This window comes from Micrococcoides hystricis (assembly GCF_042434215.1).
Taxonomy (GTDB): Bacteria; Actinomycetota; Actinomycetes; order Actinomycetales; family Micrococcaceae; genus Micrococcoides; species Micrococcoides hystricis.
Genome location: NZ_JBHLUB010000031.1, coordinates 38,900 through 53,389, shown reverse-complemented (window position 1 = coordinate 53,389; position 14,490 = coordinate 38,900). Strand labels below are relative to the sequence as shown.

Below are 14,490 nucleotides of genomic sequence, written 5' to 3'. Positions count from 1 at the left end.
TTACTTGGTCTGCTCCTGAATCTTGGCCCAGTTGCGCTCGACGTCGTCCAAGCCACCAACGTTGAAGAAGGCCTGCTCAGCAACATGGTCGAGGTCGCCGTCACAGATAGCCTTGAAGCCCTCGACGGTGTCCTTGATCGGAACGGTGGAGCCTTCCACACCGGTGAACTGCTTAGCAGTGTAGGTGTTCTGGGAGAGGAACTGCTCGATGCGGCGGGCACGTGCCACCACGATCTTGTCCTCTTCACCGAGCTCGTCCACACCCAAGATCGCGATGATGTCCTGCAGTTCCTTGTTCTTCTGCAGGATCTGCTTCACGCGGATCGCGGTGTCGTAGTGCTCCTGGCCCACGTACTGCGGGTCAAGAATACGGGAGGTCGAGGTCAGTGGGTCAACCGCCGGGTACAGACCACGGGAAGCCAGCGAACGAGTCAGCTCGGTGGTGGCGTCCAAGTGGGCGAAGGTGGTGGCTGGGGCCGGGTCAGTGTAGTCATCCGCAGGGACGTAAACGGCCTGCATGGAGGTAATGGAGTGACCACGGGTGGAGGTAATGCGTTCCTGCAACAGACCCATTTCGTCAGCCAGGTTCGGCTGGTAACCCACGGCCGAAGGCATGCGACCTAGCAGGGTCGAAACCTCGGAACCGGCCTGGGAGAAACGGAAGATGTTGTCGATGAACAGCAGCACGTCCTGCTTCTGCACATCGCGGAAGTACTCCGCCATGGTCAGACCGGTCAGGGCCACGCGCAGACGGGTTCCTGGTGGCTCGTCCATCTGGCCGAACACCAGTGCGGTGTCCTTGAGCACGTTGGCTTCGTCCATTTCGACCCAGAGGTCGTTACCTTCACGGGTACGTTCACCCACACCGGCGAAGACCGAGGTACCACCGAAGTTGCGGGCAACACGGGTGATCATTTCCTGAATCAGAACGGTCTTACCAACACCGGCACCACCGAACAGACCGATCTTACCGCCCTTGATGTATGGGGTCAGCAGGTCGATCACCTTGATACCGGTCTCCAGCATTTCGGTGGAGCCTTCAAGGTCGGCGAAGTGTGGTGGCTGACGGTGGATTGGCCAGCGCTCGGTTACTTCCAGTTCGCTCTCTTCAACGTCCAGTGGCTTACCCAGAACGTTGAACAGGTGGCCCTTGACGCCGTCGCCGACTGGGACGGTGATCGGGGAACCGGAGTCCTTGACCTCGGTGCCGCGGACCAGGCCGTCGGTGGATTCCATGGCGATAGCGCGGACCAGGTTGTCACCCAGGTGCTGGGCAACTTCGAAGGTCAGGTGACGGGTGACGCCTTCCAGGGTGGCTTCACAGGAAAGCGCGTTGTAGATCTCTGGGATGGCGTCGGCTGGGAACTCGACGTCGACAACCGGACCGATCACCCGGGCGATGCGACCAACCGCGCCGCCGGCGACCGGAGCGGTGCCTTGTTCATTGATGGTGGCAGTCATCTAATTTCTCACTTCTTAAGTAGCGTTAGGATGCGCTGAGCGCGTCGGCACCGGCGATGAGCTCAGTCAGTTCCTGAGTAATCTCAGCCTGGCGTGCGTTGTTGCGCAGCAGGGTGTATTTCTTGATGAGATCGGAAGCATTGTCACCTGCGGACTTCATCGCGCGCTGGCGGGCAGCAAGCTCGGAAGCTGCGGCCTGCAGTTCGGCGGCGAAGATGCGGGATTCAATGTATTTCGGAAGCAGCGTATCGAGCACTTCTTCCGGAGTCGGTTCGAACTCGTACAGCGGCAGCAGGTCTTCTTCCGCGGTGACCTCTTCTTCGACGACTTCCAGTGGCAGCAACCGGACAACGGTTGGCTCCTGGGAGACCATCGATTTGAATTGGGTGTACACCAAGTGGATTTCGTCCACGCTGCCGGCTTCTTCCTGATCCTTCAGGAAGGCAGCTACAACCTCGGCTGCGATTTCGCGGGCAGTTTCGAACTTCGGATTGTCGGTGTTACCGGTCCACGCCTTCACGTATGGGCGGTCACGGAAGTCGAGGTATGCAACAGCTTTGCGGCCGTAGACGAACAGGTCTACTTCCTTGCCTTGGCTGTGCAGCAGCTCGATGAGTTCTTCCGCCCGCTTCAGTACGGAGGTCGAGTAGGCCCCGGCCATACCGCGGTCTGCTGCCATGATGACAACAGCGGCGCGCTGTGGCGTTTCTGCTTCTTCAAGCAGTGGGTGTTCGACGTCGGCAGACTGGGTGGCAACAGCAGAAACCGCACGGGTAATCGCATTGGAGTACGGTAGGGCTGCCTGCACGCGGGCACGCGCCTTACCGATACGGGATGTAGCGATCAGTTCCATCGCCTTGAAGATCTTGCGCATCGACGTGGTCGAGGCGATCTTCTGGCGGTAGACCCGAATCTGGGCTCCCATACTTTTCCTTTCTTAGCCGTTGTGGTCCGTGTCCGGTGAAGCGGGTGCCTCACCGTGCACGAGACTTGTTCAACGACTTAGCGTTTCTGCTTGACGATCTGTTCTTGTTCGACACGCTCTTCTTCAAGCGCATCGTGCTCTTCATGACCGACAGCCACGAAGCGGTTATCGCCTTCCCCGAAGAAGCCCTTCTTGAAGTCGGTGACGGCTTCTTCCAGGGCGGAGACAGTGTCATCGGCCAGCTGACCGGTTTCACCGATGGTGGTCATGATCGGGGTGGAACGGCGCAGGTGCTCGAGCAGTTCACGTTCGAACCGTCCAACGTCCTCGACAGGAACATCATCGAGGTGGCCGTTGGTACCGGCCCAGATGGAGACAACCTGATCCTCAGTTGGGAACGGGGTGTACTGTGGCTGCTTCAGCAGCTCCATCAGACGTGCACCACGGGTGAGCTGCTGGCGGGTGGCCGCATCCAAGTCAGAGGCGAACATGGCGAACGCCTGCATGTCCTGGTACTGAGCCAGTTCCAGTTTCAAGGTACCGGAGACCTTCTTCATGGCCTTCACCTGAGCTGCACCACCAACGCGGGATACGGAGATACCCACGTCAACGGCTGGACGCTGGTTAGCGTTGAACAGGTCAGACTGCAAGAAGATCTGGCCGTCGGTAATGGAAATGACGTTCGTTGGAATGTACGCGGAAACGTCGTTTGCCTTGGTTTCGATGATCGGCAGACCGGTCATGGAACCGGCGCCCATCTCGTCGGAGAGCTTGGCGCAACGCTCCAGCAGACGCGAGTGCAGGTAGAACACGTCACCTGGGTATGCTTCACGTCCTGGTGGGCGGCGCAGCAACAGGGAGACTGCACGGTAGGCTTCAGCCTGCTTGGAGAGGTCATCAAAGATGATCAGTACGTGCTTGCCGCCGTACATCCAGTGCTGGCCGATGGCCGAACCGGTGTATGGAGCCAAGTACTTGTAACCGGCTGGGTCCGATGCTGGGGAGGCCACGATGGTGGTGTACTCCAGTGCACCGTGCTCTTCCAGCGTCTGGCGGACACCGGCGATGGTGGAAGCCTTCTGACCGACAGCCACGTAGATGCAGCGCACCTGCTTGGTTGGGTCACCGGACTCCCAGTTAGCCTTCTGGTTCAGAATGGTGTCCACGGCGATCGCGGTCTTACCGGTCTGGCGGTCACCAATGATCAGCTGACGCTGGCCACGGCCGATGGGGATCATCGAGTCGATGGCCTTCATACCGGTCTGCAGTGGCTCGTGAACCGACTTACGCTGGGTCACGGTTGGTGCCTGCAGCTCCAGTGCGCGGCGGGAATCGGTTTCGATGTCACCGAGTTCGTCAATTGGGTTACCCAGTGGGTCAACCACGCGGCCCAGGTAGCCTTCACCGACAGGTACGGAGAGGACTTCTCCGGTGCGGTGTACTTCCTGGCCTTCTTCGATACCGGTGAAATCACCGAGGATGATGACACCGATTTCGCGGGTGTCGAGGTTCTGGGCGAGGCCCATGGTGCCGTTTTCAAAACGCAATAGCTCGTTCGCCATGGCGGAAGGCAAGCCTTCCACGCGGGCGATGCCATCGCCTGCCGAGATCACACGGCCCACTTCAACGCGGGAAGCGCTGTCTGGTTCATATGACGCCGCGAACTCGTTCAAGGCATTGCGGACGTCATCGGCGTTGATGGTCAAATCGGCCATCTGCAGTCCCTGCTCTCCTGTGTTGTGATCATCGTAAGCGATGACCAGTCGTTAAAAAATGTTGTGAGTTTATTGGTTGGTTCCGGCCGATGGGGTGTGGCCGGAGCCCACTGTTGCTTCGCTATCCAGCCAGTTTGCGTTTGAGGTCTTGAAGCCGGGATTCGATCGAGGAATCCACTACCTCGTCGCCCACCTGAATCTTCATCCCGCCGATGACGGCTGGATCCACATTCACGTTGAGCTTCAGGTCTCGACCAAAGTAACCATTCAGCGCGGTGGCCAGACGGTTCTGCGTCGCCTCATTCAGTGGAGCGGCAACCGTGACGGTTGCGATCCACCGCTGCTGGCGGGCCGCGATCTGCTTGACGAAGTCGGCGATCAGATCCTGTGGCTTCTTCCCACGCGGGGAGCTGATGGCCTGATCGATCAACAAGCGAGCCTCATCGCTGACGGATGCTGACAAGCGCTGCGCCAAGGTGGTCTTGGCCTGGCTGCTGGCCAGTGGGTCCGTCAGTGCCGCCTGAACCTCGTGCGAGGCGCCGACGGTGCGGTTGAAGCCCAAGAGTTCGGACTCGAGCTGGTTCAGCCCGGTCAACCCGTTACGCTCGGCTGCGGCGGCGACCACCGTGGTGGCGATCTGCTCTAGACCGTCGCCCAAGTCACGCTCGTTCGACCAACGCTTACCGGCCAGGGTCTGCAGGACCTTGATGGCAGGTTCGGAAACCTTGGCGCCAAAGAGGTTCTGGACAAGGCCGGCACGCTGTGCGGGCTCACGTGATGGATCGGTCAAGGCCCGACGCAGGGCGGCCTGTTCTTCAAGGACACTCAGGACTTCAAACAGTTCCTTGGCAAGTGCCAGGTCAGCACCGTTGATGGTGGACTGAAGTTCCTGTTTTGCCTGTGCCAACGATTCGCTGGATGCTGCTGCCATTAGTTCGCTGCACCTGCACTCGAGTTTTGCTCGGCTTCAAGGTCAGCCAAGAAACGGTCGACAACACGCTGTGAGCGTGCGTCATCGTTCAGAGCCTCACCAACAATTCGGCTGGCCAGTTCGGTTGCCAAGGTGCCAACTTCTCCGCGCAGGGAGTTGATGGCGGCGTGGCGTTCAGCGGCAATCTGCGTGTTCGCGTGCTCGGTGATGCGAGCCGACTCTTCAGCAGCCTTAGCCTTCATCTCCGCGAGGATCTGTGCACCTTCGGCGCGGGCCTCTTCACGGATCCGGTTGGCTTCGACGCGGGCGTCAGAAAGCTGCTGCTGGTAGTCGGCCATCATGGCGTTCGCTTCGGCCTGTGCCTTCTCGGCGCGCTCCAGACCACCTTCGATGGCGTCTACGCGTTCCTGGTAGGCCTTTTCAAAGGCAGGCACGATCACCTTGACGACGATGATCATCAAGACGGCGAAGCCAACGGCGGTGACGAGCACCTCCCACCAGTTTGGGATCAGTGGGTGCGCGCCTTCAGCGGCGGCCAGTAGCAAGTCTGCCCTGATCATTTTTCACCCATTCCTTCTGTGTATGGTCGTTGTCCGACGGTCGATCTTGACTCGGTTATTGTGTGCCCCGAGCTGTCATGAGCGTCGGAACCTCTCGAGGGGACCGAGAGTTAGGAGCCAATAACGAAGGCGAAGACCAGACCCAGAATGGCCAGTGCTTCAGCAAGGGCGAAGCCCAGCAGAGCGATCGGCTGCAGAATGCGCTGTGCTTCTGGCTGGCGGGCAACACCGTTGATGTAAGCGGCGAAGATCAGACCCACACCAATGGCAGAACCGATAGCGGCCAGGCCGTAGCCGATCATGTTAAGTGAACCGTGGAGTTCCATTTTGTTCCTTTCAAGATGCCTGTGTGTTGTTAGGCAGGTTGTGAGGTGTCCCCTTCCGCACCATAAGGGAAGGGAAGATTATTGGTTATTTTTAGTGGTCGGCAGCGGCGATGGCGCCCTGGATGTAGATCGCGGTCAGCAGGGTGAAGACGAATGCCTGCAGCACCATGATCAGCAGTTCCAGGAAGTACATCGCGACGGAGGCGATGATGATCAGCACACCGACACCCTTCAGGGCCAGGTTCTCCTGGAACATGATGAGGTGTTCGGCACCGGTACCGGCCAGTGCCACAATCATGTGGCCGGCCAGCATGGTCGCCATCAAACGCAGCGAGTGCGTCAGTGGGCGAACCATGAAGTTAGAAATGATCTCGATGGGGACCAGCAGTGGCAGGATCCAGCCCGGCACACCCGATGGGACGACGGCGAGCTTGAAGTAGCGGATGCCGTGGCGCTGCAGGCCAACACCGATCCAGATGAAGTACATGATGCCGGCGATGGCGTAGGCGGCACCGGCGTGGGAGAACGATGGCATCTGCAGGAATGGGATCGCGCCGAAGATGTTGTTCAGCAACACGAAGAAGAAGACTGCGAACAGCAGCGGGACCCATTTCATGAACTCGCGTTCGCCGATGACTTCCTTGGCGACGGAGTTGCGGATGAAGGAGTAGCCAGATTCGGCCAAGTACTGGAACTTACCCGGGACCAGTTTCGGGTTTTTGATAGCAGCGCTGAAGAACCAGCTGATCAAAATGACAGAGAGGATAATCATCAGCATCTGCTTGCCGAAGCCTGTTCCGTACTCTGCCATCCACGGAGCAATCTCCGGAAGATGCATGTCTGAAATTGTCGGTGGAGTGTATCCACCTTCTGGAGCGGCTGCGAGCACAAGCGGAAGCAACGCGTTTCCTCTCTACGGTGTCCGTCCTCGGTCTAGAAGGCCGATCGCTTCGCGCACGCAACGATAGTGAAAGTTGCAGTGTCGAACGGCATCTTGCGAGATTTTCAAGTTTCTAAGGCGCGGAACTTTTCGTTGTTCAGTTCGGCCTGTCCAATGACCGTTCTTAAGACTACCAAAATTTATTCCCACCTCTTGACCAAATCGTGATGTTCAGTCATAGATGCGGTGCCGATGGCGAATAAAGACGATCACTTCGACCACCTGCCAGAGAATGATCGCTGCGATCGCGGCGGTCGCAGCCCATTCCGGCCGCAACCAAAACGGTGCGTCAAACAGGGTTAATATCAGGGCAAAGGCCACCAGTTTCAGCACGAAACCGGCCATCGCCACCACCATCACGATCCCCGGCGCCCGCCGGGACGTCACATCCGTCAGGGCCACGGAGATCCAGGAGAAAAACGCGACGATCACGATGGTGCCCACGGCGGAGAGCGCCGCATGCCAATCCGCGTACAAAATCCCGGCCGTACCGAAGCCGATGACCAGCCAGCTCATGGCGTTAACGCAAGCAAAAGCCACCTTGCGCCACATCAGATCATTGACTGTGATGTTCATCTCATTTGCCTTTCGGCGCGTTGACGCTGCAGTAGTTTACGGCGTCGACGCACCTTGGCCAGCCGGTAGCGCTTCTGCAGCCACGGGCCAATGGTCAACAAAATGCAGCCGGCGATCAGCACCGCCCAGATCGGCACCCACGTGGTCCACGGGATGAAGTTCAGCGCCACCGCACCAAAAGCCACCACGGCCGACCACGCGTACAGCACCCACACCGCCTGGGGGTGGTTGTATCCGCCATCGATCAGCTTGTGGTGCAGGTGGCCCCGGTCTGCGCTGAACGGGCTGACCCCGCGGGCGGTCCTGCGCGTCACGGTGACCAGCATGTCGATGATGGGGACCAACATGACAGAAATCGGCAGCAGGATGGGCATGTAGGCCGGCACGTTCCTGAACCGGAACCCGTCGAGTGCACCCACATCGGCCGTCACCAAAATCGCGGCGATCGCCATGGTGAAACCTAAAAGTGTGGAGCCCACTTCCCCCATGAAGATCCGGGCCGGATAAAAGTTGTGTGGCAAGAACCCGGCCGCGGCTCCAATGAGCACCGCCATTAATAGGGTGGCCACATTGGAGAAGTCGTATTCGTTGATCGAACGGGTCAGCAGGTAGGTGTAGACGAAGAACGCCGAGCCGCCGATGACGGTCATCCCGGTGGCCAGCCCATCGAGCCCGTCCACAAAGTTGAACGCGTTCATGGTCCCGACGATGAGGATCACGGTCAGCAGGATCTGCATCCAATAGTCGGTGATGTGAATCCAGCCCACCGGCATCGCTTGGATGCGGATGCCGTTCAAGGCCACCACTAGGGAGGCCCCGATCTGCCCGAGGATCTTCACCCACCAGGGCAAATCGAATAAGTCATCTAGCACGCCCATCACCAAGATGATGGCCAGCGCGGCAAAGATGCCCATCCATAATCGTTCCTGGGTGAAGATCCCGGTGGTGAACGGGATCTTGGAGGCCAGCGCCAGCCCGGCCGAGACGGCCAAGAGCATCGCCACCCCGCCAAGGCGCGGCATGATGTTGGTGTGGATGTCGCGGGAACGCACCACCTGGCGGTGCGCGAATTTCAGTCCGACCCGACGCAGCATCGGCGTCAGCACGAAGCTGATCGCCGCGCTCATCACCAAGACCAATAAATAAACCCTCATGGCGGCAAGAGGCCTACGCCTCCTCGGTGTGCACCCCTACAATGTCCGGCACCACTTCTTGCAGCTGCTCAAGGCTCACCGAGCCTTGCCGCAACACGTGGAAGGGCTCCTCGGTGCAGTCCACGATGGTGGAGACCACCGGCTCCTCCGCGCTATCTTCTAGGCGCGGCCCGTCGTCCAGATAGACGGTCACGGCGGCCGCCAACTGTTCTTGAGCTGCCTGCGCCGTCGCGGCCGGTGGCTGTCCGTGGCGATTTGCCGAGGACACCGCTAACGGACCGGTGCTGGCCAGCAGTTCGCGGGCAAAGTCATCATCGGGGATGCGCAGAGCGACGGTGCCGTGGGTATTGCCCAAGTCCCAGTTCAACGATGGCTGAGCTTTGAAAATTAGGGTGAGCGCGCCGGGCCAGAACTTCTCTGTCAGGTCCACGGCGGCAGTTGGGATGTCGGAAGCAAGCGCGGGCAGTATGTTGAAGCTGCCGATGAGCACCGGTGGTGGCATGTTCCGGTTCCTGCCCTTGGCGGCCAAGAGCGTGGCCACCGCCTGAGCGGAGAACGCGTCCGCGCCGATGCCATAGACGGTATCGGTCGGCAGCACGATGCATTCGCGGCGGGCCAAGGCGTCCTTGGCCGCGGTCATGCCGGCTTCGCGTTGTTCCTCATCGTTGCAATCAAATAGTTCGCTCACGGTCTTTATTGTGTCACCTTCCGTGCCACGGTGATGCGGTCTTTACCGGCCAAGTCGGGGTAAGTGTGAGCCGGTTCATAGTGCCCGGCTAAATCCGGGCGCCGGGCGAAGGCATTCCGCAGGGCCGAACCTTGCGTTTCGGCGTGCTCCATCAGCAACAGGCCGCCGGGGACAAGGAGTTCCACCCCGCGTGCGGCGACCGCCAGCGGAAGTTGAAGACCGTCTTCTCCCCCACCGTAGAGCGCCATGTGCGGGTCGTGTTCGTGCACCTCTTGATCGATGGGCACTTGATCGGCCGGAATGTAGGGCGGGTTGGAGACCACAACGTCGCAGCGGCCATTCAATTCTGTGGCCGCAGTACGCAGATCTCCGTGGATTAACTCGACCCCGCTGCCGGCAAGATTCTTCTGCGCCCAGGCCAAGGCCAGTTCCGAGAGCTCCACCGCTGCCACGTGGGCGCCCGGAGCTTCGGTCTTGATCGCCAAGGCGATGGCACCGGAGCCGGTAGCCAAGTCAATCACCTGACAGCTTCCTTGTTCGCTGAGCACCCGTTGGACTTCGACAAGGGCGTGCTCGACGAGAATCTCGGTTTCAAAGCGCGGGGTGAAGACCCCGGGGCCCACCGCCAACTCCAGACCACGGAACGGCGCTGAACCGGTCAGATGCTGTAGCGGGATGCGTTGGGCCCGCTGTGCCACTAACTCTGCCAATCCTTCCGGCGTCGGGGTGTCCAGCAGCGCCAGCGCGCCAACCCGGCCCCGACTGACCCCGAGCAGGTGGGCGGCAAGCAGTTCGGCATCCACCCGCGGGCTGGGCACCCCGGCGGCCGCCAATTCTGCGGTGGCCGCCTTCAGGGCATCAGCCAGCAAGGGGAAGGAAGAAACCATGACCGGGAGACTCGCTCAGTGATTACTTGTCGGTCTCGCCGATCGCGGCCATGCGCTCTTCTTCATCCATCTGGATGCAGGACTGCAGCACAGCCTCCAAGTCACCGTCCATGACGGCATCCAAGTTGTAGGCCTTGTAACCGGTGCGGTGATCAGCAATCCGGTTCTCCGGATAGTTGTAGGTGCGGATGCGTTCGGAGCGGTCCATGGTGCGCACCTGAGACTTACGGGTGGCGGCCTCTTCGGCGTCCAATTGTTCTTGTTGCCAGGCCAGCAACCGCGAACGCAGCACACGCATGGCCGCTTCACGGTTCTGAATCTGGGACTTTTCGTTCTGCATGGCAACCACGATGCCGGTCGGCACGTGAGTGATGCGCACCGCGGAGTCGGTGGTGTTCACCGACTGGCCGCCCGGACCGGAGGAACGGTACACGTCAATCTTCAGATCGTTCTGGTGGATCTCGATCTCTTCGGGCTCGTCCACTTCCGGGAAGACCAGCACGCCGGCAGCAGAGGTGTGGATCCGGCCCTGGGACTCGGTGACGGGGACCCGCTGCACGCGGTGCACGCCGCCTTCGAACTTCAGGTGCGCAAAAACCCCTTCGGCCGGGTCGTTGGAGCTACCCTTGACGGCAACCTGAACGTCCTTGTACCCGCCCAAGTCGGATTCGGTGGCGGAAATAATCTCGGTCTTCCAGCCCTTGGACTCGGCATAACGGGTGTACATGCGCAGCAGGTCACCGGCGAACAGCGCAGCCTCGTCGCCGCCTTCGCCACCCTTGATTTCCAAAATGACGTTCCGGGCATCGTTCGGATCGCGAGGGATCAGCAGTCGGTGCAGTTTCTCCTGCACCGCTTCCAGCTGCTGCTGCAAGCGTGGGACTTCGGCCGCGAACTCTTCGTCCTCGGCGGCGAATTCCTCGGCGGCGGCCAGGTCTTCGGTCAGCTGGGTCCACTGCTTGTGGGCTTCGGCGATGCCGTTGAGTTCGGCGTAGCGTCGACCCAATTTGCGGGCCTTGGCCTGGTCCTGGTGGACGGCGGGGTCAGCCAGCTGATTCTGGAGATCGCGGTGTTCGTCCAAGAGGACGTGAACTGATTCAAACACTGTAGGTACTTCTTTCCGGTCAGGCGGTCAACGTAGGCGAAACGTGAGTTAACGGCTGATGCCCGTCGTATCCCGACGGGCATCAAACTTATCTCACGCTAGCTAGTCTTCGCCTTTGGTCCCCAGGGTTGTTTTGGAGACCAGCATCAGGAACTCGGCATTGGATGCGGTGTCCTTGAGCTTGGTGGTGAGCAGTTCCAGAGCCTGCTGCTGTTCCAGACCGGAGAGCACCCGGCGCAAGCGCCACATGATGCGGACTTCTTCTGGGGAGAGCAGGTTCTCTTCGCGGCGGGTACCGGAGGCGTTGACGTCCACGGCTGGGAAGATGCGCTTGTCCGCCAGGTTGCGGGACAGGCGCAGCTCCATGTTGCCGGTGCCCTTGAATTCTTCGAAGATGACCTCGTCCATCCGGGACCCGGTTTCGACCAGGGCGGTGGCCAGAATGGTCAGGGAGCCGCCGTTTTCGATGTTGCGGGCGGCACCGAAGAAGCGCTTCGGTGGGTACAGCGCGGAGGAATCCACACCACCGGAGAGGATCCGGCCCGAGGCTGGGGCGGACAGATTGTAGGCCCGGCCCAAGCGGGTCATGGAGTCCAGCAGGACGACGACGTCCATGCCCATCTCCACCAGTCGCTTGGCGCGTTCGATGGCCAGTTCGGCAACCGTGGTGTGATCGTCGGCAGGACGGTCGAAAGTGGAGGCGATCACTTCGCCCTTGACCGAACGCTGCATGTCCGTCACTTCTTCCGGACGCTCATCCACCAGCACCATCATCAGATGTACTTCAGGGTTGTTGGTGGTGATCGAGTTCGCGATCTGCTGCAGGATCATCGTCTTACCGGCCTTCGGCGGGGAGACGATCAGGCCACGCTGGCCCTTACCGATCGGGGCAACCAGGTCGATGATGCGACCGGAGCTGTTCTTCGGATCCGTCTCCAGACGCAGCCGCTCTTGCGGGTACAGCGGGACCAGCTTGGAGAAGTCCACGCGGTCCTTGTTCTCCTCCGGGTCTTTACCGTTGACGGAGTTGAGCTTCACTAGGGCGTTGAACTTCTGGCGGGAGGACTGCTGTTCGCCTTCCCGTGGAGCACGGATGGCGCCGGTGACGGCGTCACCCTTACGCAGGTTGTAACGCTTAACCTGGGCCAGCGAGACGTACACGTCGTTCGGGCCAGGCAGGTAACCGGAGGTGCGGACGAATGCGTAGTTATCCAGCACGTCCAAAATACCGGCTACCGGCAGCAGGACATCGTCCTCGCTGATCTCGGTATCGTCATGGTCCGGACCACCGCGGCGACGACGGTTACGGCCACCGCGCTCATTCCGGTCATTCCGGTTCCGGTTGCGCGAACGGCGCGAACGCGAGCCGCCACCAGAGGAATCATCGTCATCAGAATCCTGCGAGTCGCGGCGGTTGTTCTGCTGATCGCGCTGCTGGTCCCGGCCACCGTCACGATCGTTACGATCGTTGCGGTCCCCGCGGCCACGGCTGCGGCGACGCTGGTTCTTGGTGCCCGAATCATCATCAGAATCGGACTGGTTATCGTCCTGGCTATCGGACTGTTGGCTATCTTGGCCGTCTTGGTCCTGAGCGTCGGAGCCAGCATCGGACTTGCGTCCGCGGCCGCGACGACGACCGCCGCCGTCCTGATCCTGCTGGTCCTGCTTGCTCTCCTGAGACTGCTGGGACTTGGTGTCCTGGCTGTCCTCGGAGGAGTTCTGCTCGGCGGAGGCCTGCTCTGCTTCCTTCTTAGCGGCACCGCGCTTGCTGCTGGCCTTCTTCTGGTCGGCACCCTTTTGTTCGGCGCCCTTGTTGTCCGTGCTGCCTTCAGCGGACTCGGACTTCTCCGACTTGGCAGCAGCGGCAGCACCGCCGCGCTGGTGGTCAGCGATGACGGCAACCAGATCCATCTTGCGCATCCGGGAAGCGCCCTTGATGCCTAGTTGGGAAGCCAGGGCCTGCAATTGGGCCAATTTGAGACCAGCAAGACCGGCATTCTGCGGGTTCTTTTCTGCTGGGGTCGTTTCAGATTTCTCCACACCTGTTTTCAGGTCAGTGGTTTCAGTCACGAAGGTTCCTTCTCCCTCGTCAGGTAATCACACATATTCGAAAGTGGACTACTGTGGGTTGAACATTTTCCGGGCTGAACTGATAGCTCTAAAGCCACGGAGTGCCTAAAAACTTGATGCTAGGCACGCACCGAAGAGAAGCCACAACTGTCGTGGTGGGCTACACAAGAGATTCCAGTAGATCTACTGGCGGTGCTCTTCCACTCTAACACCTTCGGTACTCACACCGTGAATCCCAACACGCCACTGTCCAGCATCGGCACCGAAAACGCGCTCCGGGAAGGCGGCCACCTGCTCGGCCTCTGCGGCTGAACGGGCAAAGCACAACACGGCGGGGCCGGCACCAGAAATCACGGCGGCATGGCCGGCTGCGCGCAGCTGTGCCATCAGCCCGTAGCTATTCGGCATGGTTTCGGCCCGGTAGCGCTGATGGAGCCGGTCCTCGGTGGCGGTGAGCAAGACGGTTGGGTCTTGGGTCAAGGCATAGACAAGCAGTCCGGCCCGCGCCGAGTTCTCGGCGGCTTCAGCGTGGTCGATGGACTGTGGCAGCACTTTGCGCGCCGTCGAGGTCGCCAGGCTGAAAGACGGCACAAATAAGACCGGAATGACCGAATCCAGTGGCTGGGTGGTGACCGCGCCGAAGAGCTCGGGTTGCTCCGTCCAGGAGATGGTCAATCCACCGTACACGGCCGGGGCCACATTGTCCGGGTGGCCTTCCAACTTTGAGGCGAACTGAAAGACCGCGTCCGCTCCCCCGCGGGCGTGTTCCGGCAGTAGCGCGTCGGCGCCAGCTGCGGCGCCGACGAGGGCGGCGGCCGAGGAGCCCATCCCGCGTGAATGTGGGATCCGGTTGTGCGCGATCAGTTCCAGCCCGGGGGCGGTGTAGCCGCGCTCAGCCAGATAGTCCCGTGCGGTGGCCAAGACCAGATGGCGTTCGTCCTTGGGCAGGTAGCTGGCCCCTTCACCGTGTACCTCGGCCCGGAAACCGGATTCGAGCACGGTGAAGGTCAGGGTGTCCGTCAGATCGAGGCCGAGTCCGAAGGAGTCATACCCGGGACCTAAGTTGGCACTGGTGGCGGGGACATTGACCCGCACACTGGTGCCAACCGCTAGTTCTGTCAGTTCGGTGCTCATGGTGGTGGTCAGCAGCGG

Annotated in this window: 14 protein-coding genes; all 14 read right to left on the bottom strand. The window is 60.5% G+C overall.

Translation table 11 applies throughout. The annotated features are described in order from the left end of the window. Positions 1–1,461, bottom strand: a complete 1,461-nt coding sequence (gene atpD, locus ACFFFR_RS09400; protein WP_377459866.1) for a F0F1 ATP synthase subunit beta — start codon at positions 1,459–1,461, stop codon at positions 1–3. A gap of 25 nt (positions 1,462–1,486) precedes the next feature. After that, positions 1,487–2,386: a F0F1 ATP synthase subunit gamma gene (locus ACFFFR_RS09395; RefSeq protein WP_377459864.1), complete on the bottom strand. Its 900-nt coding sequence runs from the start codon at positions 2,384–2,386 to the stop codon at positions 1,487–1,489. A gap of 77 nt (positions 2,387–2,463) precedes the next feature. Beyond that, positions 2,464–4,101 carry a F0F1 ATP synthase subunit alpha gene (gene atpA / locus ACFFFR_RS09390; protein ID WP_377459862.1) on the bottom strand — a complete coding sequence of 546 codons (1,638 nt, stop codon included), beginning with the start codon at positions 4,099–4,101 and terminating at the stop codon, positions 2,464–2,466. A gap of 121 nt (positions 4,102–4,222) precedes the next feature. After that, positions 4,223–5,032 carry a F0F1 ATP synthase subunit delta gene (locus tag ACFFFR_RS09385; RefSeq protein ID WP_377459860.1) on the bottom strand — a complete coding sequence of 270 codons (810 nt, stop codon included), beginning with the start codon at positions 5,030–5,032 and terminating at the stop codon, positions 4,223–4,225. After that, positions 5,032–5,592 (bottom strand): F0F1 ATP synthase subunit B, encoded by a 561-nt coding sequence (locus ACFFFR_RS09380; RefSeq protein WP_377459858.1) that lies wholly within the window; start codon positions 5,590–5,592, stop codon positions 5,032–5,034. Before ACFFFR_RS09380 ends, ACFFFR_RS09385 begins: the two co-directional genes overlap by 1 nt. Before the next feature lie 110 nt (positions 5,593–5,702). Then, positions 5,703–5,918 carry an ATP synthase subunit C-like protein gene (locus ACFFFR_RS09375; RefSeq protein WP_377459856.1) on the bottom strand — a complete coding sequence of 72 codons (216 nt, stop codon included), beginning with the start codon at positions 5,916–5,918 and terminating at the stop codon, positions 5,703–5,705. Positions 5,919–6,009: 91 nt separating this feature from the next. Then, entirely contained in the window at positions 6,010–6,819 is an 810-nt protein-coding gene (gene atpB / locus ACFFFR_RS09370; protein ID WP_377459854.1) for a F0F1 ATP synthase subunit A, read from the bottom strand. Positions 6,820–7,029: 210 nt separating this feature from the next. Then, entirely contained in the window at positions 7,030–7,434 is a 405-nt protein-coding gene (locus ACFFFR_RS09365) for a hypothetical protein (protein ID WP_377459852.1), read from the bottom strand. Next, positions 7,431–8,561, bottom strand: a complete 1,131-nt coding sequence (locus ACFFFR_RS09360; protein ID WP_377459850.1) for an MraY family glycosyltransferase — start codon at positions 8,559–8,561, stop codon at positions 7,431–7,433. Before ACFFFR_RS09360 ends, ACFFFR_RS09365 begins: the two co-directional genes overlap by 4 nt. A gap of 40 nt (positions 8,562–8,601) precedes the next feature. Continuing rightward, entirely contained in the window at positions 8,602–9,276 is a 675-nt protein-coding gene (locus ACFFFR_RS09355) for an L-threonylcarbamoyladenylate synthase (RefSeq protein ID WP_377459848.1), read from the bottom strand. Positions 9,277–9,281: 5 nt separating this feature from the next. Next, entirely contained in the window at positions 9,282–10,163 is an 882-nt protein-coding gene (gene prmC / locus ACFFFR_RS09350) for a peptide chain release factor N(5)-glutamine methyltransferase (protein ID WP_377459846.1), read from the bottom strand. Between the two features lie 22 nt (positions 10,164–10,185). Next, positions 10,186–11,268 carry a peptide chain release factor 1 gene (prfA, locus tag ACFFFR_RS09345; protein WP_377459844.1) on the bottom strand — a complete coding sequence of 361 codons (1,083 nt, stop codon included), beginning with the start codon at positions 11,266–11,268 and terminating at the stop codon, positions 10,186–10,188. A 102-nt stretch (positions 11,269–11,370) separates the two neighbouring features. After that, positions 11,371–13,338, bottom strand: coding sequence for a transcription termination factor Rho (gene rho / locus ACFFFR_RS09340; RefSeq protein WP_377459842.1), 1,968 nt, complete (start codon positions 13,336–13,338; stop codon positions 11,371–11,373). Between the two features lie 183 nt (positions 13,339–13,521). After that, entirely contained in the window at positions 13,522–14,472 is a 951-nt protein-coding gene (gene thrB / locus ACFFFR_RS09335) for a homoserine kinase (RefSeq protein ID WP_377459841.1), read from the bottom strand. Between the last annotated feature and the right edge of the window lie 18 nt (positions 14,473–14,490).